Source organism: Enterobacter cloacae complex sp. AR_0002 (assembly GCF_001922365.1).
Classification (GTDB): Bacteria; Pseudomonadota; Gammaproteobacteria; order Enterobacterales; family Enterobacteriaceae; genus Enterobacter; species Enterobacter hormaechei_C.
In genome coordinates, this window is the sequence record NZ_CP018814.1 from 1,683,310 (window position 1) to 1,708,137 (window position 24,828).

A 24,828-nucleotide genomic window follows, 5' to 3' on the forward strand; every position below is an offset into this window, starting at 1 on the left:
AAGGATCCCGTCATGTTCGACCCTACACTGCTCATACTTCTGGCCCTGGCTGCACTGGGTTTTGTCAGCCACAACACCACCGTCGCGATTTCCATTCTGGTCCTGATCATCGTTCGCGTCACACCGTTGAACACCTTCTTCCCGTGGATAGAAAAACAGGGGCTTACCATCGGGATCATTATTTTGACCATCGGCGTGATGGCCCCGATTGCCAGCGGAACGCTACCGGCCTCAACGCTGCTGCACTCCTTTGTAAACTGGAAATCGTTGGTGGCGATTGCGGTGGGCGTTTTTGTCTCGTGGCTTGGCGGTCGCGGCGTGACGCTGATGAGCAGCCAGCCTTCGCTGGTGGCCGGGCTGCTGGTGGGCACCGTGTTAGGCGTGGCGCTGTTTCGTGGCGTGCCGGTTGGCCCACTGATTGCTGCCGGTCTGGTTTCGCTGTTTATCGGGAAGTCGTAGTCAGGCTGGCGATATAGCGGGCCGGCGTCTGTCCCAGTCCTTTCTTAAACATGGTGATGAAGGCGGTGGTGGAGTCATACCCCAGCGCCTGCGCCGCCTGCTGGACCGACTTCCCGCCGATCAAAAACTGCAATGCGACAATCAGCTGGAGCTGGTGCCGCCAGCGGCGAAAGCTTAAGCCGGTCTCTTTCACCACCAGCCGCGCCAGATTGCGTTCGCTCATGGCAAAGTGGCTTGCCCACTGCGCCAGCGTCTGCCAGGCGGCAGGTTCGTTTGCCATGGTCTCACTCATCAGGCGAATTTTTGGATGCGGAGATACCGGCAGCTGTAGATGCTCCTGCGGTTGCAGGGGCAGTTCATCAAACAGGACGTCTACCAGCCTTCCCGTAGCGGGAAGAGGCAACTCTTCCCGTGACCTGTCCGCAAGCGCCAGCACCAGCTCCCGCACCAGGGGCGATATTTTCAGCGTACAGGTACGCGTCGGCAATTCGAGCGCACCGGGTTCAATAAACAGCAGGCAGAGCTGCGCGCCGGGCGTCGCCTTGTTGCTGTGCGGCGTTTGTCCTGGGATCCACACCGCATACTGGGGCGGCACCATCAGCATCGCGCTCTCCACTTCACAGGTGATCGCTCCACCCAGCGCCATAATCAGCTGCCCTTTGCGGTGCTGATGCAGCGGAATAAATTGTTCCTGTGCCACCACGCGGATGCGAAAGGCCACCGCCGCGTCGTGCTGGCTATCGGGATCGTAGCCGTCGAGCCCCAGTCCGTACATAAAGTTGTCCGATATTAGCGATAAACTGTCATTTTAGCCTGATTTCAACCACAACTTAAATCGGTATGGTATGCGCTCGCCTGAACGTAAGAGACAATAATGACTACTGCTATTCAACCTTCCGGGAAACAGGGTGCGCTGCTGGTTGCAGGCATCCTGATGATCGCCACGACCCTGCGCGTCACCTTTACCGGTGTCGCCCCCCTGCTCGACACCATCCGACAGGACTATGGCTTAAGCACGGCGCAAACCGGCCTGCTCACAACGCTGCCCCTGCTTGCCTTCGCCTTTATCTCTCCCCTTGCCGCAGGCGTCGCCCGGCGCCTGGGCATGGAGCGCAGCCTTTTTATCGCTCTGCTGCTGATTTGCATCGGGATTGGCGTACGTTCGCTGCCGTCGGCCGCGCTGCTGTTTATCGGTACGGCGATCGTGGGCTGTGGGATTGCGCTGGGCAATGTCCTGTTACCTGGCTTAATCAAACGTGATTTTCCGGGCCAGGTCGCAAAACTCACGGGGGCGTATTCGCTGACGATGGGGGCCGCCGCTGCCGCAGGGTCGGCGCTGATCGTCCCGCTGTCGCTGGGGAGTGGTGGCTGGCACGGAGCGCTGTTGATGCTGATGTTCTTCCCGCTGGTGGCGCTGCTGCTGTGGTTACCGCAATGGCGCCAGAGGCCGGCCGCCACCCTGACCGGCGCGGGCGCGTTGCACAACCGGGCTATCTGGCGCTCGGCACTCGCCTGGCAGGTGACGCTTTTTCTGGGCATTAACTCGCTGATTTACTATGTCATTATCGGCTGGTTACCCGCGATTTTGCTTAGCCACGGCTACAGCGAAACGCAGGCTGGCTCCATGCACGGGCTTCTCCAGCTGGCAACCGCTGTTCCCGGTCTCGCCATTCCGCTGATCCTGCACCGTCTTAACGATCAGCGTGGCATAGCCGGGCTTGTCGCTCTGATGTGCGCTGTCAGTGCGGCCGGGTTCTGGTTCGCGCCGGGGCTGGCCGTCGTCTGGACGCTGGTGTTTGGCTTTGGATCCGGCGCCACCATGATCCTCGGCCTGACGTTTATCGGACTGCGGGCCAGCTCGGCACATCAGGCCGCCGCGCTCTCCGGCATGGCACAGTCGATTGGCTATCTTCTGGCGGCCTGTGGCCCACCGCTGATGGGGAAAATTCACGATACCGCCGGAGACTGGCGCATTCCGCTGCTGGCCTGTGCGCTGGCTGCGGTAGTGATGGCCCTGTGCGGCATGCTGGCCGGGCGTGACCGGGAGATCACACCCCGCTGACATTCAAGGCAGACCTGACGGTCTGCTTTTTTTATCCCTGCGCCGCCCGCAGCATGGCCTGTACCAGCACGACAGGTCGCCCTTGAAGCGCAGCCCGCTCATGCTGGAACAGGGTGATGACAAAGAAAGGATGGGTTATCAGCTCTGCCGCGCGGATCTCGCCCTGCTCGTCCCAGCCCGTTACGCGCATGTCGCCCCGCTCAAGCTGGCTGGCAAACTCAGGTGAGACGCCGTAATTGCAGTGATACCCCTCCTGAATTTCCGGCTTGCCATACGCTTTGGCAATCAGCGTGTTATTCCGCAGCTCTATCGCGTCGGTTTTTTCTACCAGCGAGCAGGTCAGCGGCGCAATCACCATCCTTCCCTCGGTATCGGTTTCGGCATGGCCTGCATCGTGCCAGCCCAGTACATTACGCGCATACTCAATCAGCGCATGCTGGAACCCGCCGCAGGTGCCGAGAAAGGGGATGCTATTCTCACGCGCGTAACGCGCCGCAATAAACGCCGCCTCGGTGTTTTTATACGGGCTTGCCGGTACCAGCCAGATGGCATCGTACCCGACCAGGTCTTCGGGGCTGGTCAGCTCAGGCGTGGCGAGCCAGTCATAATCAGCGGTGAGATCCAGAACCGCAGCGGCGTCGTCAATCGCCAGCGGGATCGCCTGGTGCGCAATAACATCAGGATTGAAATCACCAACCAGCGCAATGCGCAGCGTCGTTTTAACCGGGGAGAGTTCCATGAGAGATTCCTTATGCCGGAGGATTTTCAGATAACATAAGGAGCCTCAGACTACCGATCTTTTGCAATTATCACAATACCTTAAATTGGGTGGATAAAAGCCGGGTGCTATAGTGTTCTTGCCGAACGTCGCACGGCAGGAGGAAAACGGATGATTCAATGTAAGCGCGTATATGAACAGGCAACGTCAGACGATGGTTACCGGGTGCTGGTAGACAGACTCTGGCCGCGAGGAATAAAAAAGACCGACCTCGCCTGTGATGAGTGGTGTAAATCGCTAACGCCGTCCAGCGAACTGCGAAAAGCTTTTCACAGTGAAACGATAGATTTCACTGCGTTCAGTGAAGCCTATCGTAAAGAGCTGGCGCAGCATCAGGATGAAGGCAAACGCCTGGCGGCCCTCGCCCGACAGCAGACCGTGACGCTACTCTACGGGGCGAAAAATAGGGAGCAGAATCACGCGCGGGTACTGGCGGACTGGCTACGTAAACTGTGATTAACCGATCGCCAGCTCATCCACGTTGTGTGGCATCTCGTCGGGAGTTAGCGGCATCAAATGTTCCGGGCGAACAAACGCAAAACCGTGCTGGTTATCAAAGGCGTAAACATCACCGGTGACCAGCCACAGCGCACGTGCTGATGTATCAGGTAATTGCGTCATGACGCCGTTAACCGGGTTTACAAAACGCTGGCCCGGCTGACAAAGGCCAAACAGCTCCACGGATTTACCGATATTTCGACGGCCTGCCGCCGTACGCGCACCCACGATCATCGCCATGCTGCCCGGTTTTAACTGAAACATACTTCTTCTCGCAAACGTACTGCCAGAAACTGGCTAAGAATAATCCTAAAGAGAAGTGTATCGCAGTTTTATTGCCCTTGTCATCTGGTTGGTTGCGGGTGATCGCGTCGGTAGAGATCCCATTCATCGATCACTTCCCCGCCTGGTAATTTGCACTCGGTACGTACACCCTGCGGGCTTTGAACAGGGATTTGCTCTCCCCCTTTCTCCAGACAGTACACTGACGCCGGGTTTGCCATACCAATAGCGTGCGGCGGTTGAGGCGCATCAGAAGGGGTGGTCTTTGTTGAGCAGGCGGCCAGCGGTACAACAAGCGCCAGGAGAAGATATTTCATTATCATGATCCTTCAGGGTGTAAAAACGTCAGAGTAACGGGTCATCGCCGTTTTCTCCATGATTTCTCCATTAAACCTGCACGATTCCCTCTTATAGTGATACCTGTTCTCACACTGACCAGAGAACATCATTCCGTAATCAAGATGTTTTGCCCCGATCTCAACATCGGGGCTTTTTTTTAGCCTCTCCCTCATCCGCTTTCAGAAGAATCTATAAAATTAATCCTGTTCATGTTTTACTATGACCGGAGTCTAAATTTTCAGCATAACATGCAGATACAGAGGTCTTCTGCATGGGAGTCAACCTGCCTCATGTCAGATATCATTCTTGCCCGTGTTTCAGAAACCCTCTCCACTGAGCAATCTCTCGACAGTCTTGTGCGTCAGCTACTGGAAATGCTGGAAATTGTGACGGATATGGAATCAACCTACCTGACCAAAATCGATATTAACGCGCGTTTGCAGCACATTTTATATGCCCGTAACAGCAAGCAAATGCAAATCCCGGAAGGGTTCAGCGTGCCCTGGGACGAAACGCTCTGTAAGCGCGCCATGGATAGCGACACTTTGTTCAGTAACGAGGTGCCTGACCGCTGGCCGGAGTGTGAAGCGGCAAAAGCACTGGGTATTACAACCTATATGAGCGTGCCGGTTCACCTGGCTGACGGTTCTCTGTACGGCACGCTTTGCGCTGCCAGCACCGCACAGAAACAGTTCAGCGAGCGTGGCGAGCAGGTGATCAGGCTCTTTGCCGGGTTAATTGGTCAGTATATTCAGAAAGAGTCGCTTGTGCTTCAGCTTCGTGAAGCAAATGCGGCGCTCATTACCCACTCTTACACCGACGCCCTTACCGGCCTGCCGAATCGTCGCGCCATTTTTGAAAACCTTACCACCCTGTTCTCACTGGCGCGCCATCTTAGCCGCAACGTCATGATTGCCTTTATTGACCTCGATGATTTCAAGCGAATCAATGACCAGTACGGGCATGAGGCGGGCGATCGCTTCCTCGTACAGGTCGGCAAGCGACTGACTCACGAGCAAACGCAGGATGAGATTATTGGCCGGCTCGGCGGCGATGAATTTCTGGTTGCCAGCCTGAGTCACAGCGATGATGGCGACACCAGTACAGAGATCAACGCAATCAAAACCCGCCTCAATGGTCTTATTGCGGGCGAATACGGGTTAGGCAATGCCACCATTCTTTATCCCGGTGCAAGCCTTGGCGTCGTTATTGTTGATCCTCACAGCACGGATGAAGATAGCGCCCTGCGCACCGCGGACCTCGCGATGTATCAGGATAAAAAAGGAAAAAGCAAAACAGGCTTTGTCGCGTTAGATTAAAACCGTACACTCTACGGCCTTATACAAACTCAAACAGGTGATGGCATGAGAATAGGGATCCTCTTTCCGGTGGTTATTTTTATCACAGCGGTGGTGTTTTTAGGCTGGTTTTTCCTTGGCGGTTACGCCGCGCCGGGGGCATAAATGAGAAAAACGACCATCATCATGCTGATTGTCGCCATCGTGGCCGTCGCCGGTACGCAGTTAGGCTGGTGGTAACGCCCAAAGTAAAAAGGCCGCCGTCAGGCAGCCTTTTTTAACACAGGTCAGATTTAGCTTTTGATTTTTCTGTAGATAAACAGAACAACCAGCGCGCCAATCACCGCGACGACAAAGCTGCCGAAGTTGAAGCCATCAACTCTGCCAAAGCCGAACAGGGTACTGATCCAGCCGCCGACGACTGCACCCACAATCCCCAGAATGATCGTGACGATGAAACCGCCGCCATCTTTGCCCGGCATAATCCACTTCGCCAGGATCCCCGCAATCAGCCCAAAGATAATCCAGGATAAAATTCCCATAGCTTTCCTCTCTGTATGGTTTTTGTCATTAAATCAACGACACAGAAAAGGATAGCACAGGATCTGAGAAAGGAAATTTGTGATAAGAATCACACGGCTCGTTTGAGTAAAATATGAGCAGTAAAAAATGTCGATCCACACTCATCCTGGGGTTGCATCTTCTACTGAGAAAGATTATCTTTCTCATTACTGAATAGTTGAGCAAATAACTCAGGTATTCAGTACGACATTGCTCACATTGCTTCCAGTATTTCTTGCCCACTTTTTAGTGGGCTTTTTTTTTTGCCTCAACCCACCAAAATCTGGCGTTTTTTCTGTGGAGGTGAAACGCTATTCTCTGTGGCTTCTGAATAACCAAAAAGCGTTGATAACATGAACGTATCGAGCAAGTTCGTCATCTGCCTTAATCTTGTTTCTGCCAGTACGCTACTGTTACTGCTCTCAACACGGTTTGAGTGGTTCTGAGTTGAAAGGAGCCTGGCAGGGTGGATTTCCTTCCGATTCCGTGCCGGCTCAACTCTCATACTTGTAGCTTTTATGACCTGTGATAAGATCCCTGCACCTCAGGACGTGGCGGGACAGCAGGAAAATGAAGAAGGCCATTGCCGTTGCTATCATCTCAACCCTAATGGTCGTCCTGTCGCTGTATGCGGTTAACGCCATTATCGTTGAGCAGCAAAAGAACCGGCAGAGGGAGATCTCCCACACGCTCTTAAGCTATTCCGAAGAGTTAACGCAAAATATCGCCAGTACGCTTAAAAATACCTCCGCGCAGGGATGCGATAGCGCCAGTCTGAACGTCTACCGAAAATTAAAGATGCGTAGTCTCTATTTCGCCGATGTGGGGTTTATTGAAAAGGGGAAAATCACCTGCACCGCGTTTTGGGGCAAGCTGGCAAATCCCATCGCCCTTCCCCCTGAGCTGCATAAAACCCAGAACGGATTCAGTCTGGCGCAGTTTTCGCAGAAAGATTTCTTTATCGGTAATGCGACAATTTATAACCACCTTATTATTTTCACCTCCCGTTCAGCCTACGATAAATTTGCCCCCGTTACCGCCAACTATTCGCTTCGTTCTTCCACTAAAGATTTCGGCCGCACCTTTTTCACCGTTACGCCGCCATCAGAAAACTTCAGCCGCTTACAGTCTCTGTTATTTACGCTGGCTGTGACAGAGTGCAGTACACGCTGGGATTTGTGCGTTACCGTCACACACCACGATGCCGGACTGGCTTCGCTCTCCCACGTAGTGATGGTGCTTCTGTGCTTGTTTTTATACTTTATCTGGGTATCCCTGACGCTGTTTTCTCTTCGACTTTATGAAGACCGACGTTCTCTGGAACGAACGCTGGTCAAAGCGGTAAAAGCGAATACCATCAGCGTTCATTTTCAGCCTGTTATTCGGGTTGCTGATAAGAAAATCGTCGGGGTTGAAGTGTTATCAAGATGGCAGGATAACAATCACAAAGAGGTTTCTCCTGAGCTGTTTATCCCGTTAATCAAAAAAATTGGCCTGTATAACGTTTATTATCAGAACATGATAAAGAAATCCCTGGCGGAAATTGCCGCGCTGGCCGCTGAACATCAGTTAATGATTTCACTGAACGTTGGCCGGACGGAAATTGAAGACGGCAAATTCCTGTCGGTATTACGTCATGCATGCTCAGAGAACGCGATTCCTTTATCGTTAATCAAAGTTGAGTTATCCGAGAATGGCGTTTCCACCTCGGCCATCCTTGAAGAGTTTTGTGAGGAGCTTAAATCGGCAGGCGTCAAAATTTCAATAGACGATTTTGGCGTGCAAAACTCTAATCTTGCCAGGCTCACAAATCTCAAATATGACGAAATCAAGGTAGATAAGTCGTTAGTGGACGGCATCAGCGAGCACTATAAACAGGATATCCTGGTGATCTTCAGCGACGCGCTCGCTAAACTGCACAAAACCCTGGTTTTTGAAGGGGTTGAAAGCGAAAAACAATTTCAGTTCATCGCGCAGAGATACCCCGATGCCCTCGTACAAGGCTGGTACTTTTCAAAGTCGCTAACCCGGCACGACCTCGCCAGGCTGCTGGCAGACTCAGCGCGATGATGCGTTATTCATTGCCCCACTGATTCAGGAAGTTCGCAATATCGTCAATGCGCACTTCGTCTATCTCCGCCTGGACAGCCATCTCCCGCTGCGCCTCTTCACTGATTTCCTCATTGTTGTATAAGCGAGTGAGCAGCAGCTGGAAATAGTGTGCCAGCGGCGTACGCTCTGCCTCTTCTACCGGTTTCGCCGTTTCAGTCGCATACTCGTCGACGATGTCATAATACTTGAGCGGGATATCATGAGTCATAGCGTTGTTTCCGTCTTGTGTGCATAAAAAACGGGAACCCTCAGGCTCCCGTTGTCATTTAACCCAGCGAGTGGATTACATGTTCGCGATAATCGCGTCGCCAAACTCTGAGCATTTCAGCAGTTTAGCGCCTTCCATCAGACGTTCAAAGTCATAGGTGACGGTTTTCGCGTTAATCGCGCCTTCCATACCCTTAACGATCAGGTCTGCGGCTTCGAACCATTCTATATGACGCAGCATCATCTCTGCGGACAGAATGATAGAGCCTGGGTTGACTTTGTCCTGGCCTGCGTATTTCGGTGCAGTACCGTGAGTGGCTTCGAACAGGGCGCACTCGTCACCGATGTTCGCGCCCGGGGCGATACCGATACCACCCACCTGTGCTGCCAGCGCATCGGAGATGTAGTCACCATTCAGGTTCATACAGGCGATCACGTCATACTCAGCAGGACGCAGCAGGATCTGTTGCAGGAACGCATCGGCAATCACATCTTTAATGATGATCTCTTTACCGGTGTTCGGGTTCTTAATTTTCTGCCATGGGCCGCCGTCGATCAGTTCACCGCCGAACTCTTCGGTCGCCAGCTGGTAGCCCCAGTCTTTGAACGCGCCTTCGGTGAACTTCATGATATTGCCTTTGTGCACCAGGGTCACAGAGTCACGATCGTTGGTGATAGCGTATTCGATGGCGGCACGCACCAGACGCTTGGTCCCTTCTTCGGAGCACGGCTTGATGCCGATGCCGCAATGCTCAGGGAAGCGAATTTTCTTCACGCCCATCTCTTCGCGCAGGAATTTAATCACTTTTTCTGCATCAGCAGAGTCCGCTTTCCATTCGATACCCGCGTAGATGTCTTCAGAGTTTTCACGGAAGATAACCATGTCGGTCAGTTCCGGGTGCTTAACCGGGCTTGGAGTGCCCTGGTAGTAACGCACCGGACGCAGACACACATACAGATCCAGTTCCTGACGCAGCGCCACGTTCAGGGAGCGAATGCCGCCGCCAACTGGCGTGGTCAGAGGGCCTTTGATAGCAACGCGATAGTCGCGGATCAGGTCCAGCGTTTCGGCTGGCAGCCAGACGTCCTGGCCATAAACTTGAGTGGATTTTTCACCGGTGTAAATTTCCATCCAGGAAATTTTACGCTCGCCTTTGTAGGCTTTCTCAACAGCGGCATCAACCACTTTCAGCATCGCCGGGGTAACGTCTACACCGATACCGTCACCTTCGATGAACGGGATAATCGGGTTGTGAGGAACGTTAATCTTGCCGTTTTGCAGGGTGATCTTTTTACCTTCCGCCGGAACAACTACTTTGCTTTCCATTAACCTCTCCTTCGAGCGCTTCTGGTTGTTACTGATCTTATGTTAATAAATTGTAATGAGCCTTCCGATAGTACCTGATTGTCCGACGCCATGAAAGGTCTTCGTTATTAGGCTATAATGCGGCAATTGATAACGCCTGAAAATACCATGACGAAAACTTCTTTTAGAAAACACCGGGTTGAGCGATTCAGCTCACGACAAGCCACCAGAAGAACGCCAGAACCCCAGCCAACGCGGGTCATACTGTTCAATAAACCCTACGATGTATTGCCGCAGTTTACCGACGAGGCCGGGCGCAGCACGCTGAAGGACTTTATCCCCGTACAGGGAGTCTACGCAGCGGGACGTCTGGATCGCGACAGCGAGGGGCTGCTGGTCCTTACCAATGACGGCGTGCTCCAGGCCAGGCTTACTCAGCCGGGCAAACGTACCGGAAAAATTTACTATGTGCAGGTTGAAGGCGAGCCGGACGACGCGTCGCTGGCAAAGCTGCGCAACGGCGTAACGCTGAACGACGGTCCCACCCTGCCGGCTGGTATTGAACGTGTGAATGAACCCGAGTGGCTGTGGCCGCGCAACCCGCCGATTCGTGAGCGTAAATCCATTCCTACCAGCTGGCTTAAAATCACCCTTTATGAAGGCCGCAACCGACAGGTCAGGCGCATGACTGCGCATGTGGGCTTCCCTACCCTGCGACTCATTCGCTACGCCATGGGCAGCTATACGCTGGACTCGCTGGCAAACGGGGAATGGCGGGATGTTACCCCTAAGGAGAACTGATGTTTAAACCTCATGTTACGGTCGCCTGCGTGGTCCACGCGCAGGGGAAATTCCTGGTGGTGGAAGAGACCATTAACGGCAAAGCGCTGTGGAACCAGCCAGCCGGGCATCTTGAAGCCAATGAAACCTTATTGCAGGCAGCGAAACGCGAGCTCTGGGAAGAGACGGGTATCCGCGCCGAACCGCAGCACTTTATCCGTATGCATCAGTGGATAGCGCCTGACCAGACACCTTTCCTGCGCTTTTTATTCGCCGTTGAGCTTAACGAAACGTGCGCCACTGAACCGCACGACGACGATATCGATCGCTGCCTGTGGGTGACCGCAGAGGAGATCCTGAACGCGCCAAACCTGCGCTCGCCACTGGTTGCGGAAAGCATCCGCTGCTGGCAGTCTACGGCGCGCCTGCCGCTGGATGTCATTGCAGAATTTAACTGGCCGTTTACAGAGGGTGTCAATGGTGGGGGGGCGTGATAGAATACGCCGCCTTGAAGTTCAATGTCGTGAGTATTCCATGTCAGATAACAGCCAGAAAAAAGTAATCGTCGGCATGTCCGGCGGTGTCGATTCCTCCGTTTCCGCCTACCTGTTGCAGCAACAGGGCTATAAGGTGGAGGGCCTGTTCATGAAGAACTGGGAGGAAGACGATGGCGAGGAATACTGCACTGCCGCTGCGGATCTCGCCGATGCGCAGGCCGTGTGCGATAAGCTCGGCATCGAACTGCACACCGTTAACTTTGCCGCAGAATACTGGGACAATGTTTTTGAACTCTTCCTCGAAGAGTACAAAGCGGGCCGCACGCCAAACCCGGATATCCTGTGCAACAAAGAGATCAAATTCAAAGCCTTCCTGGAATTCGCTGCGGAAGACCTGGGCGCAGACTACATTGCGACCGGCCACTACGTGCGTCGCGCGGATGTGAATGGCAAAAGCCAGCTGCTGCGCGGCCTGGACGGCAATAAAGATCAGAGCTACTTCCTCTATACGCTGAGCCACGAACAGATTGCCCAAAGTCTGTTCCCGGTCGGCGAGCTGGAAAAGCCGGAAGTGCGTAAGATTGCTGAAGATCTGGATCTGATCACCGCGAAGAAAAAAGACTCCACCGGTATTTGTTTTATCGGCGAGCGTAAATTCCGCGAGTTCCTGGGGCGCTACCTGCCTGCACAGCCGGGCAAAATCGTCACCGTTGACGGTGATGAGATTGGTCAGCACCAGGGACTGATGTACCACACTCTCGGCCAGCGTAAAGGTCTGGGTATCGGCGGCACCAAAGAGGGCAGCGAAGATCCGTGGTACGTGGTCGACAAAGACGTCGAAAACAATATTCTGGTTGTGGCTCAGGGTCACGACCACCCGCGCCTGATGTCCGTTGGACTGATCGCGCAACAGCTGCACTGGGTCGATCGCGAGCCGCTGAAAGGCACGCTGCGCTGCACAGTGAAAACGCGCTACCGCCAGACGGACATCCCTTGCACCGTAACCGCACTGGATGACGATCGCATTGACGTGCGTTTCGACGAGCCGGTTTCCGCCGTTACCCCTGGCCAGTCTGCTGTTTTCTACAGCGGCGAAATTTGCCTCGGCGGTGGGATCATTGAACAGCGCCTGCCGCTGCCTGCTGTTTAAACCGTTTGCACACATAAAGGAGACCGTGTGGCGAAGAACTATTACGACATCACCCTGGCGCTGGCGGGAATTTGCCAGTCAGCCCGTCTGGTGCAACAGCTGGCGCATCAGGGTCATTGCGACGCTGACGCCCTGCACGTTTCACTTAACAGCGTTATCGACCTCAACCCAGGCTCCACGCTGGGCGTCTTTGGCGGCAGTGAAACCAATCTTCGTCTCGGTCTTGAAACTCTGCTCGGCGTGCTCAACGCCAGCAACCGTCAGGGGTTGAATGCGGAACTGACCCGCTACACCTTAAGCCTGATGGTGCTGGAACGTAAGCTGAACACGGCAAAAGGCGCAATGAATACCCTGGGCGATCGCATCGCCGGGCTACAGCGCCAGCTCGACCACTTTGACCTCCAGTCTGAGACCCTGCTGAGCGCGATGGCCGGTATCTACGTTGACGTGATTAGCCCGCTCGGCCCGCGTATTCAGGTCACCGGTTCGCCTGCCGTATTGCAAAGCCCACAGGTACAGGCGAAGGTACGCGCTTCGCTGCTGGCAGGCATCCGTGCCGCCGTGCTGTGGCAACAGGTCGGCGGTGGCCGCCTACAGTTAATGTTTTCTCGTCATCGCCTGACGACTCAGGCAAAACAAATTCTTGCTCATTGTTAACCTCCCGGAGTTGCGAATTATGGAATTATCCTCACTGACCGCCGTATCCCCTGTCGATGGACGCTACGGCGATAAAGTCAGCGCGCTGCGCGGGATCTTCAGCGAATATGGCCTGCTGAAGTTCCGTGTTCAGGTTGAAGTACGCTGGCTGCAAAAGCTGGCCGCCCAGACAGCAATCAAGGAAGTTCCTGCTTTTGACGCAAAGGCAAACGATTACCTTGATAAAATCGTTGCTGAGTTCAGCGAAGAAGATGCCGCGCGCATTAAAACCATCGAACGCACCACCAACCACGACGTGAAAGCAGTTGAATACTTTCTGAAAGAGAAAGTGGCATGCGTCCCTGCCCTGCACGCGGTATCTGAATTTATTCACTTCGCCTGTACGTCTGAGGATATTAACAACCTGTCTCACGCGCTGATGCTCTCTACCGCGCGGAAAGAGGTGGTACTCCCTTACTGGCGTAAAATCATTGATGCGGTGAAAGCGCTGTCCGTGGAATACCGCGACATTCCGCTGCTGTCCCGTACTCACGGCCAGCCTGCAACCCCATCCACCATGGGTAAAGAGATGGCGAACGTGGCGTACCGCATGGAACGCCAGTATCGTCAGCTGGAGCAGGTTGAGATCCTCGGCAAAATCAACGGCGCGGTGGGTAACTACAACGCCCACATCGCCGCGTACCCGGAAGTGGACTGGCACCAGTTCAGCGAAGAGTTTGTGACCTCTCTGGGGATCCAGTGGAACCCGTACACCACCCAGATTGAGCCGCACGACTACATCGCCGAGCTGTTTGACTGCATTGCGCGCTTCAACACCATCCTGATCGACTTCGATCGTGACGTATGGGGTTACATCGCCCTGAACCACTTCAAGCAGAAAACCATCGCCGGGGAAATCGGTTCGTCCACCATGCCGCACAAAGTGAACCCAATCGACTTCGAAAACTCCGAAGGTAACCTGGGTCTGGCGAATGCCGTGTTGCAGCATATGGCGAGCAAGCTGCCGGTATCCCGCTGGCAGCGCGACCTGACTGACTCCACGGTGCTGCGTAACCTGGGCGTAGGTATTGGCTACGCGCTGATCGCCTACCAGTCCACCCTGAAAGGTGTGAGCAAACTGGAAGTTAACCGCGACCGTCTGCTGGACGAGCTGGATCACAACTGGGAAGTGCTGGCGGAGCCGATTCAGACCGTGATGCGTCGTTACGGCATTGAAAAACCGTACGAGAAACTCAAAGAGCTGACCCGCGGTAAACGCGTTGATGCTGAAGGTATGAAACAGTTTATCGACGGTCTGGCGCTGCCAGAAGAAGAAAAAGCGCGCCTGAAAGAGATGACCCCGGCAAACTATATTGGCCGCGCCATTACTATGGTTGACGAGCTAGAGTAATCGCCCTTCCCCCTTTCCATCCGGAAAGGGGGCTGTTTTACATCATCGAGTTGATGTTTTCACGTCACATTACCTGTTTTGCCGGGATTAAAGCCTGCCGTCAGGATGGTTGTTAATTTTCGTCGTGGAATAACTTTCCGGAATATACCGTTTTAAGCCGAACGGGCACAGTTTGAACTGGCACGGGGTTTCAGCCGTGCACGGACGATCCATCTCTTGCCGGTTGCCTGGACACGCGTTTTTCTGTTTGAACCCCATCCAGCCTATGGATGTAAAGGGCATTGCCTGCGCTATCCATACTCTACGGCGTCGATCGTTAATCAGGATCCCCTGGTTTGAGGTGGTGATGATTTCACCTGTACGAACGTAATAATCTCCCTTTAACCACAGGATATAATTCAGGCCATACTGTGTTTCAACTTTGCAAAAGATAGTTCCGCTTTCCGGGCTCGCAATAGTCTCAACAACCTTCCATTCCATAAAACCCTCTTTACTCGCTATATTGCTGTTTTGTCGTGTAAAAATGCTGCTTTTCTGGCACATCTTATGCAAATCTAATTTCGTACCATAAAATAAGCATAGACAAAGGCATACATAGTGAGAACATCCTTACAAAAAAAAGGGCAATCTTTACAAAACTGGCGTGACCCTTCTGTCAAAAAAGCGACTCGCCTTCAACATTTCATAAACGGATGGCTGTTTTATCCGGATTGCAGAAGCTTGCGAAAACAAGTCCGTTTATATTACCCGCGCCTGGCGTCATGCCCCCTGTGTTCTGGAGCATGCAAAAAAATCATTTAATTTCATCGCGCTGGTGTCAACCTGAATAATCAGCGTTAAACTATTCATACCATTTATAAAGGGAGAAATGATGATGCGCGTACTGGTTGTTGAGGATAACGCATTGCTACGCCATCACCTGAAAGTTCAACTTCAGGAGATGGGTCATCAGGTGGACGATGCTGAAGACGCAAAAGAGGCCGATTATTATCTCAATGAACACCTGCCGGACATCGCCATTGTCGATTTAGGGCTACCGGATGAAGACGGATTGTCCCTTATCCGCCGCTGGCGTAGCCATGACGTTTCCCTGCCGGTGCTGGTGCTAACTGCCCGTGAAGGCTGGCAGGACAAGGTTGAAGTCCTGAGCGCTGGCGCGGATGACTACGTGACTAAACCCTTCCATATTGAAGAAGTCGCCGCGCGTATGCAGGCGCTTCTGCGCCGCAACAGCGGGCTGGCGTCGCAGGTGATCTCTCTGCCGCCATTCCAGGTGGATCTCTCCCGCCGCGAATTTTCTATTAATGATGAAGTGATCAAGCTGACCGCATTCGAATACACCATCATGGAAACGCTGATCCGTAACAACGGTAAAGTGGTGAGCAAAGATTCCCTGATGCTTCAGCTCTATCCGGATGCCGAACTGCGCGAAAGCCACACCATTGACGTGCTGATGGGCCGCCTGCGTAAAAAAATTCAGGCGCAGTACCCGCATGACGTGATCACCACCGTGCGTGGTCAGGGCTACCTGTTTGAATTACGCTAAATGAAAGGGATTTTGCGTCACATTTTACCCCTTTCGCTGCGGGTTCGCTTTTTGCTGGCAACCGCCGCCGTCGTGCTGGTGCTGTCGCTCTCTTACGGGATGGTGGCGCTGGTCGGGTATAGCGTGAGCTTCGATAAAACCACCTTCCGCCTGCTTCGCGGCGAAAGTAACCTGTTTTATACCCTGGCGAAGTGGGAGAACAACCGAATCACCGTCGAGATGCCGGAAAACCTGAATCAGCAGAGCCCGACGCTGGCGCTGATCTACGATGAAAAAGGGAAATTGCTGTGGGCCCAGCGCGATGTCCCGTGGCTGAAAAAGCGCATCCGTCCGGAATGGCTGAAAACCAACGGTTTTCATGAAATAGAAGCCGATCTCAACTCCACCAGCAGCCTGCTGCGTGACGATCGCGCCTTACAGATCAAGCTTAATGAGATCCGTGCCGAAGATGACGACACGGAGATGACCCACTCTGTGGCCATCAACCTTTATCCCGCCACCCTGAACATGCCGCAGTTAACCATTGTGGTGATCGATACCATCCCGGTTGAGCTGAAACGCTCATATATGGTCTGGAACTGGTTTGTGTATGTTCTGGCTGCCAACCTGCTGCTGGTGATCCCTCTCCTGTGGGTTGCTGCATGGTGGAGCCTCCGCCCGATTGAATCCCTTGCCAAAGAGGTGCGCGAGCTGGAAGAACATCACCGCGAGAAGCTGAACCCGGAAACTACGCGCGAACTGACCAGCCTGGTGCGCAACCTCAACCGCCTGCTGAAAAGCGAACGTGAACGCTACGACAAGTATCGCACGACGCTCACCGACCTTACGCACAGCCTGAAAACCCCGCTGGCGGTGATGCAGAGTACCCTGCGTTCCATGCGCAGTTCGAAAATGAGCGTGGATGATGCAGAGCCGGTGATGCTGGAACAAATCAGCCGTATTTCACAGCAGATCGGCTATTACCTGCACCGCGCGAGCATGCGCTCCGGAAGCGCTCTGTTGAGCCGTGAACTGCACCCGGTAGCCCCGCTGCTGGATAACCTCACCTCGGCGCTGAACAAGGTGTACCAGCGTAAAGGGGTCAACATCAGTCTGGATATCTCACCGGAAATTAGCTTTGTTGGCGAGAAGAATGACTTTATGGAAGTGATGGGAAACCTGCTCGATAACGCCTGCAAATATTGTCTGGAGTTTGTCGAGGTCTCCGCGCGGGTAACGGATAACGAACTGCATATTATCGTTGAGGATGATGGTCCTGGCATTCCCCGTAATAAACGCGAAGTGGTGTTCGATCGCGGCCAGCGCGCCGATACGCTGCGGCCAGGCCAGGGCGTCGGATTATCCGTCGCCAGGGAAATTGTCGATCAGTACGAGGGCAAGATTGAAACCGGTGAAAGTTTGCTGGGCGGAGCCCGGATGGAAGTCATTTTTGGCCGCCAGCATCCCGTATCGAACGATAGTTGACCCGGAATGTGAAAAATACGCGGATCTCGCAGCCAGGGAGCGGGGCTTCCGTTATAATCCGACTCAGTAAGAGCCTGCGGAATACATAAATATGGATTATCAATTAACGCTTAACTGGCCCGACTTTATTGAACGTTACTGGCAAAAACGCCCGGTCGTTCTTAAACGCGGGATCAGCAATTTTATCGACCCTATTTCTCCTGACGAACTCGCTGGTCTGGCGATGGAAAACGAGGTAGACAGCCGTCTGGTAAGCCACCAGGACGGGAAATGGCAGGTCAGCCACGGTCCCTTTGAAAGCTACGATCACCTGGGCGAAAACAACTGGTCTTTACTGGTGCAGGCGGTCAACAACTGGCACGAACCTACCGCAGCCTTAATGCGTCCCTTCCGCGCCCTGCCAGACTGGCGAATGGACGATCTGATGATCTCCTTCTCCGTTCCCGGTGGCGGCGTGGGTCCGCATCTGGATCAGTACGACGTGTTTATCATTCAGGGTACCGGTCGCCGTCGCTGGCGCGTGGGCGAAAAAGTGCCAATGAAACAGCACTGCCCGCACCCGGATCTGCTCCAGGTTGATCCGTTTGAAGGGATCATTGATGAAGAGCTGGAGCCAGGTGACATTCTTTATATCCCACCGGGCTTCCCGCATGAAGGTTATTCCCTGGAAAACTCGCTGAACTATTCGGTTGGTTTCCGCGCGCCAAGCGGGCGCGAGATGATCAGCGGATTTGCTGACTATGTTTTACAGCGTGAGCTGGGCAGTTACCGTTACAGCGATCCGGACGTTCCGGCGCGTGAGCATCCGGCGGATATTCTGCCAGAGGAGCTGGATAAGCTGCGCGGGATGATGCTGGATCTGATCAACGAACCGGAGCACTTCAGACAGTGGTTTGGCGAGTTTATCAGCCAGTCGCGTCACGAACTGGACGTCGCACCGCCAGAGCCGCCTTATCAGGCAGATGAAATTTATGATGCGCTCCAGCAGGGCGATAAGCTGGTTCGTCTGGGCGGATTACGTGTACTGCGCATTGGCGAAGAGGTATTCGTCAACGGCGAGCGCCTGGACTCTCCGCATCGCCCGGCGCTGGAAGCGATTGCCAGCCATATGGTGCTGACTGCGGATACCTTTGGCGACGCGCTGGACGATCCCTCCTTCCTCGCCATGCTGGCCGCGCTGGTTAACAGCGGGTACTGGTTTTTTGAGGACTGAACCATGATGTTTGCCGGGTGGCAGCTACGCCTTACCCGGCCTACAAAAGCCGTTCCTGTAGGCCCGGTAAGCGAAGCGCCACCGGGCTTTTTTTACCGCTTCGCGGTTAACTCCGCTATCCGCACAATCACCTGCACCGCTTTCTCCATCCCTTCCAGCGTCACGAACTCATGCTTGCCGTGGTAGTTATATCCACCGGTAAACAGGTTCGGGCACGGCAGGCCCATAAACGACAGCTGTGAACCATCGGTTCCACCACGGATCGGTTTCATCACCGGCTCGATGTCACAATCGCGCATCGCCTGCTGGGCGATATCAAGAATGTGCGGATGTTCCATCACCTTCTCGCGCATATTGTAATAGCTGTCTTCGATGATGAGCTCAATATAGCAATCCGGATGTAGCCCCTTGCCGACTTTTTTCGCGATCTCCATCATCTTACGCTTGCGCGCTTCAAAGGCTTTGCGGTCGAAATCGCGGACAATATAGTGCATCTGCGCGCTGTCCACGGTCCCCTTGATGCTGGTCAGATGATAAAAACCCTCATACCCTTCCGTCATCTCCGGGCTCTCTTCGGCGGGCACTTCCGCATGAATACGCGCAGCCAGCGACAGTGCATTCACCATCACTCCTTTCGCAGAGCCCGGGTGCACGTTATTCCCGACGATTTTGATCGTTACCGATGCCGCGTTGAAGTTTTCATACTCAAGTTCACCCACGCCGCCACCGTCAACGGTGTAGGCCCATTGCGCGTTAAACGCCTCAACGTCAAAGTGTTTCGCGCCTTTTCCAACCTCTTCATCCGGCGTGAAGGCCACGCGGATATCGCCATGCGGGATATTTTTGCCCTTCAGCACCGCCAGCGCCGTCATGATCTCGGCGATGCCCGCTTTGTCATCGGCCCCCAGCAAGGTTTTGCCGTCGGTAGTGATTAACGTCTGCCCCAGCAGCTGATGCAGTACCGGGAACATCACTGGCGACAGCACTTCGTCGCCAATGCCCAGTGCTATATCACCGCCGCGGTAGTTTTCAACAATCTGCGGATTAACGTGTTTACCGCTAAAATCAGGTGAGGTATCGACATGAGAAATAAAGCCAATTGCCGGGATATCGCCGTCAATATTCGCCGGCAGCGTTCCCATCACGGTCCCTTTTTCGCTGAGCGTGACGTCAACCAACCCCATAGCCTCCATCTGCTCTTTCAGCAGATTTAGCAGCTTCCACTGGCCTTCGGTGCTTGGCACCTGTCGGACCCCCGGCTTAGATTGGGTATCCAGCGAAACGTAATGTAAGAAACGCTCAAGTAGTTTATCCATGCAGTCACCCTCACTTTTTGTGACAACATTATCATTAAGCAGCAAAACGCAAATATTGCGTCAGGTCACTTTTATCCCGCAAACGAGAACTTTTTACGTTTATATCGTTCTGCGTTAATAAATGTAGCTTATGAATAAGTGAGAAGGATTGGCGATTCAATGGGTTTGCCGTAGAATGTCCGCCCTCATTACGAGTCACCAAGGTGGTTACACACAAACCCCGCTTCAGTCTGCTGCCTGAGGCGTCTATATGGGACAGCGCGAAAATTGAATACACAACCCCGTTCCCTTTCACCGCTGGTGCAACTGGAACGAATTCGTAAAAGTTTCGATGGCAAAGATGTCATTTCCGACCTTAATCTGACCATCAATGACGGTGAGTTTCTCACGCTGCTCGGCCCCTCCGGCTGCGGCAAAACCACCGTCCTGCGCCTTATCGCCGGGCTGGAAAGCGTCGATAACGGCCATATCCATCTTGAGAACCAGGACATTACCCAGGTTCCTGCCGAAGATCGCCACGTCAATACCGTCTTTCAGAGCTATGCCCTGTTCCCGCACATGACCGTGTTTGAGAACGTGGCGTTTGGCCTGCGGATGCAAAAAACACCGGCCAGCGAGATCCCGCCTCGGGTTACCGAAGCCCTGCGCATGGTGCAGCTGGAGGCATTCGCCCAGCGCAAGCCTCATCAACTTTCCGGTGGTCAGCAGCAGCGTGTGGCCATTGCCCGCGCCGTGGTCAACAAACCTCGCCTGCTCCTGCTGGATGAATCCCTCTCCGCGCTGGACTACAAGCTGCGCAAGCAGATGCAGAACGAGCTGAAAGCACTTCAGCGTAAGCTCGGCATTACGTTCGTGTTTGTCACGCACGATCAGGAAGAAGCCCTGACCATGTCAGACCGTATCGTGGTGATGCGCGACGGCAAGATTGAGCAGGATGGCACCCCGCGTGAAATTTACGAAGAGCCGAAAAACCTGTTCGTCGCCAGCTTCATTGGTGAAATCAATATTTTCAACGCCACGGTGATTGAGCGTCTGGACGAGCAGCGCGTGCGCGCGAACGTGGAAGGCCGCGAATGCAACATCACGGTTAACTTTGCCGTGGAAAAGGGGCAAAGGCTCAACGTCCTGCTGCGCCCGGAAGATCTCCGCGTTGATGAGATCCACGACACGGCTGACGTCGAAGGTCTGATCGGTTACGTTCGCGAACGTAACTACAAAGGGATGACCCTCGAATCCGTGGTCGAACTGGAAAACGGCAAAATGGTGATGGTCAGCGAATTCTTTAACGAGGACGATCCGGACTTCGACCACTCGCTGGATCAGAAAATGGTCATCAACTGGGTAGAAAGCTGGGAGGTTGTACTGGCTGATGAAGAACACAAGTAAGTTCCAGAATGTGGTGATTGCCACGATCGTCGGTTGGCTTGTGTTGTTTGTCTTTCTTCCCAACCTGATGATCATCGTGACCAGCTTCCTGACCCGCGACGACGCGAACTTCGTGGCGATGGTCTTTACGCTGGACAACTACGCGCGCCTGCTCGATCCGCTCTATTTTGACGTGCTGCTGCACTCGCTCAATATGGCGCTGATTGCCACCCTCGCCTGCCTGGTACTGGGGTATCCGTTCGCCTGGTTCCTGGCCCGCCTGCCGCAAAAAGTGCGGCCGCTGCTGCTGTTTTTACTGATTGTGCCGTTCTGGACCAACTCGTTAATCCGCATCTACGGGCTGAAAATCTTCCTCAGCACCAAAGGTTATCTGAACGAGTTTCTGCTGTGGCTGGGGGTGATCGAGACGCCGATCCGCATCATGTTCACCCCGGGCGCGGTGATTGTCGGCCTGGTCTATATCCTGCTGCCGTTTATGGTGATGCCGCTCTACTCCAGCATTGAAAAGCTCGATAAACCGCTGCTGGAAGCAGCGAAAGACCTGGGCGCCAGTAAGTTACAAACCTTTGTCCGCATCATTATTCCGCTGACCATGCCGGGTATTATCGCCGGCTGTCTGCTGGTCATGCTGCCTGCGATGGGGCTGTTCTACGTCTCGGACCTGATGGGCGGGGCGAAAAACCTGCTGATCGGTAACGTGATTAAGAGCCAGTTCCTTAACATTCGCGACTGGCCGTTCGGCTCGGCCACCAGCATAACGCTGACGGTGGTGATGGGGCTGATGCTGCTGGTTTACTGGCGTGCCTCACGCCTGCTGAATAAGAAGGTGGAGCTGGAATGATCGGTCGACTGCTTCGCGGTGGTTTTATGACCGCCATTTATGCGTATCTTTATATTCCGATAATCATTTTGATCGTGAACTCCTTTAACAGCTCGCGCTTCGGGATCAACTGGCAAGGGTTTACCACCAAATGGTATGGCCTGCTGATGAACAATGACAGCCTGCTACAGGCCGCTCAGCACTCGCTGACAATGGCGGTATTCTCTGCCACCTTCGCGACGCTGATTGGCTCGTTGACCGCCGTGGCGCTGTACCGCTACCGTTTTCGCGGTAAGCCGTTCGTCAGCGGCATGCTGTTTGTGGTGATGATGTCCCCGGATATCGTGATGGCCATTTCACTGCTGGTGCTGTTTATGCTGCTGGGCGTCCAGCTCGGTTTCTGGTCGCTGCTGTTCTCGCATATCACCTTCTGTCTGCCGTTTGTGGTGGTAACCGTCTACGCGCGTCTGAAAGGGTTCGACGTACGCATGCTGGAAGCGGCGAAAGATCTGGGTGCCAGCGAGATGACCATTCTGCGCAAAATCATTCTGCCGCTGGCGATGCCCGCCGTGGCAGCAGGATGGCTGCTCAGCTTTACCCTGTCGATGGACGACGTGGTCGTGTCCTCCTTCGTCACCGGGCCGAGCTATGAAATTCTGCCGTTGAAGATCTACTCAATGGTTAAAGTCGGTGTTTCACCCGAAGTGAACGCGCTGGCGACTATTCTGTTGGTGTTATCGCTGGTTCTGGTGATTGCCAGCCAGGTTATTGCTCGTGATAAAACAAAATCTCAGGGGACACAGAAATGAAAAAAATGCTTGCCGCTGCGGCACTGGTGCTCGGAATGGGCGCTGCGCATGCTGATGACAGCAAAACGCTCTATTTCTACAACTGGACCGAGTATGTGCCGCCGGGCCTGCTGGAGCAGTTCACCAAAGAGACAGGCATCAAGGTGATCTATTCGACCTACGAGTCGAATGAAACCATGTACGCCAAGCTCAAAACCTATAAAGATGGCGCGTATGACCTGGTGGTGCCGTCGACCTATTTCGTCGACAAGATGCGCAAAGAAGGCATGATCCAGAAGATCGACAAAACGAAGCTAACGAATTTTTCTAACCTCGATCCTGAGATGCTAAACAAGCCGTTCGACCCGAACAACGACTACTCCATTCCGTACATCTGGGGCGCGACGGCAATTGGCATCAACAGCGATGCCATTGATCCCAAAACGGTTTCATCCTGGGCTGACCTGTGGAAGCCGGAATACAAAAGCAGCCTGCTGTTAACCGACGATGCGCGCGAAGTGTTCCAGGTGGCGCTGCGTAAACTCGGCTATTCCGGCAACACCACCGATCCGAAAGAAATCGAAGCAGCGTATAACGAACTGAAAAAGCTGATGCCAAACGTGGCGGCGTTCAACTCGGATAACCCGGCTAACCCGTATATGGAAGGTGAAGTGAATCTGGGGATGGTCTGGAACGGCTCTGCGTTTGTGGCGCGTCAGGCCGGGACGCCGCTGGTGGTGGTCTGGCCGAAAGAGGGCGGCATATTCTGGATGGACAGCCTTGCGATCCCGGCGAATGCGAAAAACGTCGAGGGTGCCCTGAAGCTGATCAACTTCCTGCTGCGCCCGGATGTGGCAAAAGAGGTGGCGGAAACTATCGGCTACCCGACGCCAAACCTGGCCGCACGGAAGCTTTTAAGCCCTGAAGTGGCAAATGATAAATCGCTTTATCCGGACGCTGAAACCATCAGCAAAGGGGAATGGCAGAACGACGTCGGTGACGCGAGCCGCCTGTATGAAGAATATTATCAGAAGCTAAAAGCAGGCCGTTAATGCATAACGGGCGACGCAATGTCGCCCGTTACTCTTATAGCCCCTTCAGGAGTTTATCCACAAAGGCTGGCACCACCTCGCTCGCCAGACCGTAATGTTTCTCTTCAAACTCACTCCCGACCTGGCTTGGCTCCAGATTAAGCTCCACCGTATGGGCACCTTGAAGTCGCGCTTCGTGAACAAATCCCGCCGCCGGATAGACATGTCCCGAAGTACCAATGGCGATAAAGACGTCCGCCATGGCCAGGGCGCTGTAGATCTCATCCATTCCCAGCGGCATTTCGCCAAACCAGACCACATGCGGACGCAGACGCGAAGGGAACTGACAGCAGTGGCAGCGGTCTTCGTCCAGCACGTCCTCTTTCCACTCCAGCACCTGACCACTCCATGCGCACCGCACCTTGAGCAGTTCGCCGTGCATGTGAATGATGTTGTGGTTTCCGGCCCTTTCGTGAAGATTGTCGATGTTCTGCGTGACCAGCAGAAAACGATCCCCCAGCGCTTCCTCCAGCTTTGCCAGCGCCAGGTGCGCCGCATTCGGCGCAATCTCCGGCTGCTGAAGCTGGCGACGGCGGGCGTTGTAGAACGCCTGCACCAGCGCCGGGTCGCGGGCGAAACCTTCCGGCGTCGCCACATCTTCAACTCGGTGTTCTTCCCACAGTCCATCCGCTGCGCGGAAAGTCTGAATACCGGATTCGGCGGAGATCCCCGCACCGGTCAACACCACCACTCTGGGTTTATCCATCGCTTCTGGCATCATCCTGTCTCTGAAAAAGATCCGCTGACGCAGGCGTTCACGTAAGCGGCGTTTATTTTTGCGAAAACGGCTGAGTCGACCCTGGCGACGCGACAGCATAATAACCTCGT

30 protein-coding genes are annotated in these 24,828 nt (G+C 54.1%); 20 read left to right on the forward strand and 10 right to left on the reverse strand.

Annotated elements, in window-relative coordinates; translation table 11 throughout:
* The first annotated feature begins 12 nt into the window (after window positions 1–12).
* Complete coding sequence (locus AM329_RS08280; protein WP_003857881.1) at window positions 13–459, forward strand: DUF441 domain-containing protein; 447 nt, start codon at window positions 13–15, stop codon at window positions 457–459.
* Here AM329_RS08280 and AM329_RS08285 read toward each other — a convergent pair.
* A complete protein-coding gene (locus AM329_RS08285) occupies window positions 443–1,234 on the reverse strand; it encodes a helix-turn-helix transcriptional regulator (RefSeq protein WP_022650813.1) in 792 nt (263 codons plus the stop codon). The genes AM329_RS08280 and AM329_RS08285 overlap by 17 nt on opposite strands.
* Window positions 1,235–1,333: 99 nt before the next feature.
* On the opposite strand from AM329_RS08285, the gene AM329_RS08290 reads away from it, so the two are divergent.
* Complete coding sequence (locus AM329_RS08290; RefSeq protein ID WP_022650812.1) at window positions 1,334–2,521, forward strand: CynX/NimT family MFS transporter; 1,188 nt, start codon at window positions 1,334–1,336, stop codon at window positions 2,519–2,521.
* Window positions 2,522–2,552: 31 nt separating this feature from the next.
* Here the strand turns inward: AM329_RS08290 and AM329_RS08295 are convergent, their stop codons facing one another.
* Window positions 2,553–3,260 (reverse strand): CTP synthase, encoded by a 708-nt coding sequence (locus AM329_RS08295; protein WP_032609014.1) that lies wholly within the window; start codon window positions 3,258–3,260, stop codon window positions 2,553–2,555.
* Between the two features lie 150 nt (window positions 3,261–3,410).
* Between AM329_RS08295 and AM329_RS08300 the strand changes: the two genes are divergently transcribed.
* Window positions 3,411–3,755, forward strand: a complete 345-nt coding sequence (locus AM329_RS08300) for a DUF488 domain-containing protein (RefSeq protein ID WP_003857886.1) — start codon at window positions 3,411–3,413, stop codon at window positions 3,753–3,755.
* On the opposite strand, the gene AM329_RS08305 is transcribed toward AM329_RS08300, so the two are convergent.
* Window positions 3,756–4,061 carry a hypothetical protein gene (locus AM329_RS08305; RefSeq protein ID WP_022650810.1) on the reverse strand — a complete coding sequence of 102 codons (306 nt, stop codon included), beginning with the start codon at window positions 4,059–4,061 and terminating at the stop codon, window positions 3,756–3,758. It lies immediately after the preceding gene.
* Window positions 4,062–4,141: 80 nt separating this feature from the next.
* The gene (locus tag AM329_RS25195; RefSeq protein WP_023315857.1) at window positions 4,142–4,396 is read right to left on the reverse strand and encodes a DUF333 domain-containing protein; all 255 of its coding nucleotides are present in this window, start codon (window positions 4,394–4,396) and stop codon (window positions 4,142–4,144) included.
* 312 nt (window positions 4,397–4,708) lie between these two features.
* Here AM329_RS25195 and AM329_RS08320 point away from each other — a divergent pair, with 312 nt between their 5' ends.
* From AM329_RS08320 to AM329_RS26335, 3 genes are read left to right on the forward strand one after another with little or no spacing between them, the layout of a single operon-like run.
* The gene (locus tag AM329_RS08320; protein WP_032609012.1) at window positions 4,709–5,737 is read left to right on the forward strand and encodes a sensor domain-containing diguanylate cyclase; all 1,029 of its coding nucleotides are present in this window, start codon (window positions 4,709–4,711) and stop codon (window positions 5,735–5,737) included.
* Between the two features lie 45 nt (window positions 5,738–5,782).
* A complete protein-coding gene (locus AM329_RS25470; protein ID WP_015570793.1) occupies window positions 5,783–5,881 on the forward strand; it encodes a YoaK family small membrane protein in 99 nt (32 codons plus the stop codon).
* Window positions 5,882–5,902: 21 nt separating this feature from the next.
* A complete protein-coding gene (locus AM329_RS26335; protein ID WP_071532068.1) occupies window positions 5,903–5,956 on the forward strand; it encodes a hypothetical protein in 54 nt (17 codons plus the stop codon).
* A gap of 53 nt (window positions 5,957–6,009) precedes the next feature.
* On the opposite strand, the gene AM329_RS08330 is transcribed toward AM329_RS26335, so the two are convergent.
* Window positions 6,010–6,258, reverse strand: coding sequence for a GlsB/YeaQ/YmgE family stress response membrane protein (locus AM329_RS08330; RefSeq protein WP_003857896.1), 249 nt, complete (start codon window positions 6,256–6,258; stop codon window positions 6,010–6,012).
* Window positions 6,259–6,630: 372 nt separating this feature from the next.
* Between AM329_RS08330 and yncL the strand changes: the two genes are divergently transcribed.
* Together yncL and AM329_RS08345 are read left to right on the forward strand one after the other, a co-directional pair.
* Complete coding sequence (gene yncL / locus AM329_RS08340; protein WP_071524166.1) at window positions 6,631–6,723, forward strand: stress response membrane protein YncL; 93 nt, start codon at window positions 6,631–6,633, stop codon at window positions 6,721–6,723.
* 124 nt (window positions 6,724–6,847) lie between these two features.
* Window positions 6,848–8,347, forward strand: coding sequence for an EAL domain-containing protein (locus AM329_RS08345; protein ID WP_032609011.1), 1,500 nt, complete (start codon window positions 6,848–6,850; stop codon window positions 8,345–8,347).
* 4 nt (window positions 8,348–8,351) lie between these two features.
* Here AM329_RS08345 and AM329_RS08350 read toward each other — a convergent pair whose 3' ends face one another.
* Complete coding sequence (locus AM329_RS08350; protein WP_032609010.1) at window positions 8,352–8,597, reverse strand: YmjA family protein; 246 nt, start codon at window positions 8,595–8,597, stop codon at window positions 8,352–8,354.
* 75 nt (window positions 8,598–8,672) lie between these two features.
* A complete protein-coding gene (gene icd, locus AM329_RS08355; protein ID WP_032609009.1) occupies window positions 8,673–9,923 on the reverse strand; it encodes an NADP-dependent isocitrate dehydrogenase in 1,251 nt (416 codons plus the stop codon).
* Between the two features lie 117 nt (window positions 9,924–10,040).
* On the opposite strand from icd, the gene rluE reads away from it, so the two are divergent.
* From rluE to purB, 5 genes are read left to right on the forward strand one after another with little or no spacing between them, the layout of a single operon-like run.
* Window positions 10,041–10,703: a 23S rRNA pseudouridine(2457) synthase RluE gene (gene rluE / locus AM329_RS08360; RefSeq protein ID WP_022650805.1), complete on the forward strand. Its 663-nt coding sequence runs from the start codon at window positions 10,041–10,043 to the stop codon at window positions 10,701–10,703.
* Entirely contained in the window at window positions 10,703–11,176 is a 474-nt protein-coding gene (locus AM329_RS08365; RefSeq protein ID WP_022650804.1) for an NUDIX hydrolase, read from the forward strand. Before rluE ends, AM329_RS08365 begins: the two co-directional genes overlap by 1 nt.
* Before the next feature lie 40 nt (window positions 11,177–11,216).
* Entirely contained in the window at window positions 11,217–12,329 is a 1,113-nt protein-coding gene (mnmA, locus tag AM329_RS08370; protein ID WP_032103856.1) for a tRNA 2-thiouridine(34) synthase MnmA, read from the forward strand.
* A gap of 27 nt (window positions 12,330–12,356) precedes the next feature.
* Window positions 12,357–12,986 carry a high frequency lysogenization protein HflD gene (hflD, locus tag AM329_RS08375; RefSeq protein ID WP_003857903.1) on the forward strand — a complete coding sequence of 210 codons (630 nt, stop codon included), beginning with the start codon at window positions 12,357–12,359 and terminating at the stop codon, window positions 12,984–12,986.
* Between the two features lie 19 nt (window positions 12,987–13,005).
* Window positions 13,006–14,376: an adenylosuccinate lyase gene (purB, locus tag AM329_RS08380; RefSeq protein WP_032609008.1), complete on the forward strand. Its 1,371-nt coding sequence runs from the start codon at window positions 13,006–13,008 to the stop codon at window positions 14,374–14,376.
* A gap of 87 nt (window positions 14,377–14,463) precedes the next feature.
* On the opposite strand, the gene AM329_RS08385 is transcribed toward purB, so the two are convergent.
* Window positions 14,464–14,856: a hypothetical protein gene (locus AM329_RS08385; protein ID WP_022650801.1), complete on the reverse strand. Its 393-nt coding sequence runs from the start codon at window positions 14,854–14,856 to the stop codon at window positions 14,464–14,466.
* 394 nt (window positions 14,857–15,250) lie between these two features.
* Here AM329_RS08385 and phoP point away from each other — a divergent pair, with 394 nt between their 5' ends.
* The 3 genes from phoP to AM329_RS08400 all read left to right on the forward strand — a co-directional run bounded on the left by phoP (window position 15,251) and on the right by AM329_RS08400 (window position 18,599).
* Window positions 15,251–15,922, forward strand: a complete 672-nt coding sequence (gene phoP, locus AM329_RS08390; RefSeq protein ID WP_026094318.1) for a two-component system response regulator PhoP — start codon at window positions 15,251–15,253, stop codon at window positions 15,920–15,922.
* The gene (gene phoQ, locus AM329_RS08395; RefSeq protein ID WP_015570801.1) at window positions 15,923–17,386 is read left to right on the forward strand and encodes a two-component system sensor histidine kinase PhoQ; all 1,464 of its coding nucleotides are present in this window, start codon (window positions 15,923–15,925) and stop codon (window positions 17,384–17,386) included. It abuts the gene before it with no gap.
* 91 nt (window positions 17,387–17,477) lie between these two features.
* Window positions 17,478–18,599: a cupin domain-containing protein gene (locus tag AM329_RS08400; RefSeq protein WP_003857909.1), complete on the forward strand. Its 1,122-nt coding sequence runs from the start codon at window positions 17,478–17,480 to the stop codon at window positions 18,597–18,599.
* Between the two features lie 92 nt (window positions 18,600–18,691).
* Here AM329_RS08400 and pepT read toward each other — a convergent pair whose 3' ends face one another.
* Window positions 18,692–19,915, reverse strand: a complete 1,224-nt coding sequence (gene pepT, locus AM329_RS08405; RefSeq protein ID WP_023315823.1) for a peptidase T — start codon at window positions 19,913–19,915, stop codon at window positions 18,692–18,694.
* A gap of 237 nt (window positions 19,916–20,152) precedes the next feature.
* Between pepT and potA the strand changes: the two genes are divergently transcribed.
* Genes potA through potD form a run of 4 tightly spaced genes read left to right on the forward strand, consistent with a single transcriptional unit; the run spans window position 20,153 to window position 23,961 of the window.
* Window positions 20,153–21,301 (forward strand): spermidine/putrescine ABC transporter ATP-binding protein PotA, encoded by a 1,149-nt coding sequence (gene potA / locus AM329_RS08415; RefSeq protein ID WP_166714835.1) that lies wholly within the window; start codon window positions 20,153–20,155, stop codon window positions 21,299–21,301.
* On the forward strand, window positions 21,285–22,142 hold the full coding sequence (gene potB, locus AM329_RS08420) for a spermidine/putrescine ABC transporter permease PotB (protein WP_017693625.1): 858 nt from the start codon (window positions 21,285–21,287) through the stop codon (window positions 22,140–22,142). The genes potA and potB overlap by 17 nt, the downstream gene beginning before the upstream one ends.
* The gene (gene potC / locus AM329_RS08425; RefSeq protein WP_015570805.1) at window positions 22,139–22,930 is read left to right on the forward strand and encodes a spermidine/putrescine ABC transporter permease PotC; all 792 of its coding nucleotides are present in this window, start codon (window positions 22,139–22,141) and stop codon (window positions 22,928–22,930) included. Before potB ends, potC begins: the two co-directional genes overlap by 4 nt.
* On the forward strand, window positions 22,927–23,961 hold the full coding sequence (gene potD / locus AM329_RS08430; protein WP_032609006.1) for a spermidine/putrescine ABC transporter substrate-binding protein PotD: 1,035 nt from the start codon (window positions 22,927–22,929) through the stop codon (window positions 23,959–23,961). The genes potC and potD overlap by 4 nt, the downstream gene beginning before the upstream one ends.
* Window positions 23,962–23,995: 34 nt before the next feature.
* Here the strand turns inward: potD and cobB are convergent, their stop codons facing one another.
* Window positions 23,996–24,817: a Sir2 family NAD+-dependent deacetylase gene (cobB, locus tag AM329_RS08435; protein WP_022647760.1), complete on the reverse strand. Its 822-nt coding sequence runs from the start codon at window positions 24,815–24,817 to the stop codon at window positions 23,996–23,998.
* Window positions 24,818–24,828: the final 11 nt, after the last annotated feature.

Excerpts from the sequence above, each read along its gene's own strand:
- purB (WP_032609008.1), top strand. The coding sequence starts at position 13,006 with ATGGAATTATCCTCACTGACCGCCGTATCCCCTGTCGATGGACGCTAC.
- rluE (WP_022650805.1), top strand. The coding sequence starts at position 10,041 with ATGCGGCAATTGATAACGCCTGAAAATACCATGACGAAAACTTCTTTT.
- yncL (WP_071524166.1), top strand. The coding sequence starts at position 6,631 with ATGAACGTATCGAGCAAGTTCGTCATCTGCCTTAATCTTGTTTCTGCC.
- AM329_RS08300 (WP_003857886.1), top strand. The coding sequence starts at position 3,411 with ATGATTCAATGTAAGCGCGTATATGAACAGGCAACGTCAGACGATGGT.
- AM329_RS08350 (WP_032609010.1), bottom strand. The coding sequence starts at position 8,597 with ATGACTCATGATATCCCGCTCAAGTATTATGACATCGTCGACGAGTAT.
- AM329_RS08365 (WP_022650804.1), top strand. The coding sequence starts at position 10,703 with ATGTTTAAACCTCATGTTACGGTCGCCTGCGTGGTCCACGCGCAGGGG.
- AM329_RS08280 (WP_003857881.1), top strand. The coding sequence starts at position 13 with ATGTTCGACCCTACACTGCTCATACTTCTGGCCCTGGCTGCACTGGGT.
- AM329_RS25195 (WP_023315857.1), bottom strand. The coding sequence starts at position 4,396 with ATGAAATATCTTCTCCTGGCGCTTGTTGTACCGCTGGCCGCCTGCTCA.
- icd (WP_032609009.1), bottom strand. The coding sequence starts at position 9,923 with ATGGAAAGCAAAGTAGTTGTTCCGGCGGAAGGTAAAAAGATCACCCTG.
- AM329_RS08295 (WP_032609014.1), bottom strand. The coding sequence starts at position 3,260 with ATGGAACTCTCCCCGGTTAAAACGACGCTGCGCATTGCGCTGGTTGGT.
- AM329_RS08290 (WP_022650812.1), top strand. The coding sequence starts at position 1,334 with ATGACTACTGCTATTCAACCTTCCGGGAAACAGGGTGCGCTGCTGGTT.
- potD (WP_032609006.1), top strand. The coding sequence starts at position 22,927 with ATGAAAAAAATGCTTGCCGCTGCGGCACTGGTGCTCGGAATGGGCGCT.
- pepT (WP_023315823.1), bottom strand. The coding sequence starts at position 19,915 with ATGGATAAACTACTTGAGCGTTTCTTACATTACGTTTCGCTGGATACC.
- AM329_RS08320 (WP_032609012.1), top strand. The coding sequence starts at position 4,709 with ATGTCAGATATCATTCTTGCCCGTGTTTCAGAAACCCTCTCCACTGAG.
- AM329_RS08285 (WP_022650813.1), bottom strand. The coding sequence starts at position 1,234 with ATGTACGGACTGGGGCTCGACGGCTACGATCCCGATAGCCAGCACGAC.
- cobB (WP_022647760.1), bottom strand. The coding sequence starts at position 24,817 with ATGCTGTCGCGTCGCCAGGGTCGACTCAGCCGTTTTCGCAAAAATAAA.
- phoQ (WP_015570801.1), top strand. The coding sequence starts at position 15,923 with ATGAAAGGGATTTTGCGTCACATTTTACCCCTTTCGCTGCGGGTTCGC.
- AM329_RS08400 (WP_003857909.1), top strand. The coding sequence starts at position 17,478 with ATGGATTATCAATTAACGCTTAACTGGCCCGACTTTATTGAACGTTAC.
- AM329_RS08330 (WP_003857896.1), bottom strand. The coding sequence starts at position 6,258 with ATGGGAATTTTATCCTGGATTATCTTTGGGCTGATTGCGGGGATCCTG.
- phoP (WP_026094318.1), top strand. The coding sequence starts at position 15,251 with ATGCGCGTACTGGTTGTTGAGGATAACGCATTGCTACGCCATCACCTG.
- AM329_RS25470 (WP_015570793.1), top strand. The coding sequence starts at position 5,783 with ATGAGAATAGGGATCCTCTTTCCGGTGGTTATTTTTATCACAGCGGTG.
- AM329_RS08305 (WP_022650810.1), bottom strand. The coding sequence starts at position 4,061 with ATGTTTCAGTTAAAACCGGGCAGCATGGCGATGATCGTGGGTGCGCGT.
- AM329_RS08345 (WP_032609011.1), top strand. The coding sequence starts at position 6,848 with ATGAAGAAGGCCATTGCCGTTGCTATCATCTCAACCCTAATGGTCGTC.
- AM329_RS08385 (WP_022650801.1), bottom strand. The coding sequence starts at position 14,856 with ATGGAATGGAAGGTTGTTGAGACTATTGCGAGCCCGGAAAGCGGAACT.
- potC (WP_015570805.1), top strand. The coding sequence starts at position 22,139 with ATGATCGGTCGACTGCTTCGCGGTGGTTTTATGACCGCCATTTATGCG.
- potB (WP_017693625.1), top strand. The coding sequence starts at position 21,285 with ATGAAGAACACAAGTAAGTTCCAGAATGTGGTGATTGCCACGATCGTC.
- mnmA (WP_032103856.1), top strand. The coding sequence starts at position 11,217 with ATGTCAGATAACAGCCAGAAAAAAGTAATCGTCGGCATGTCCGGCGGT.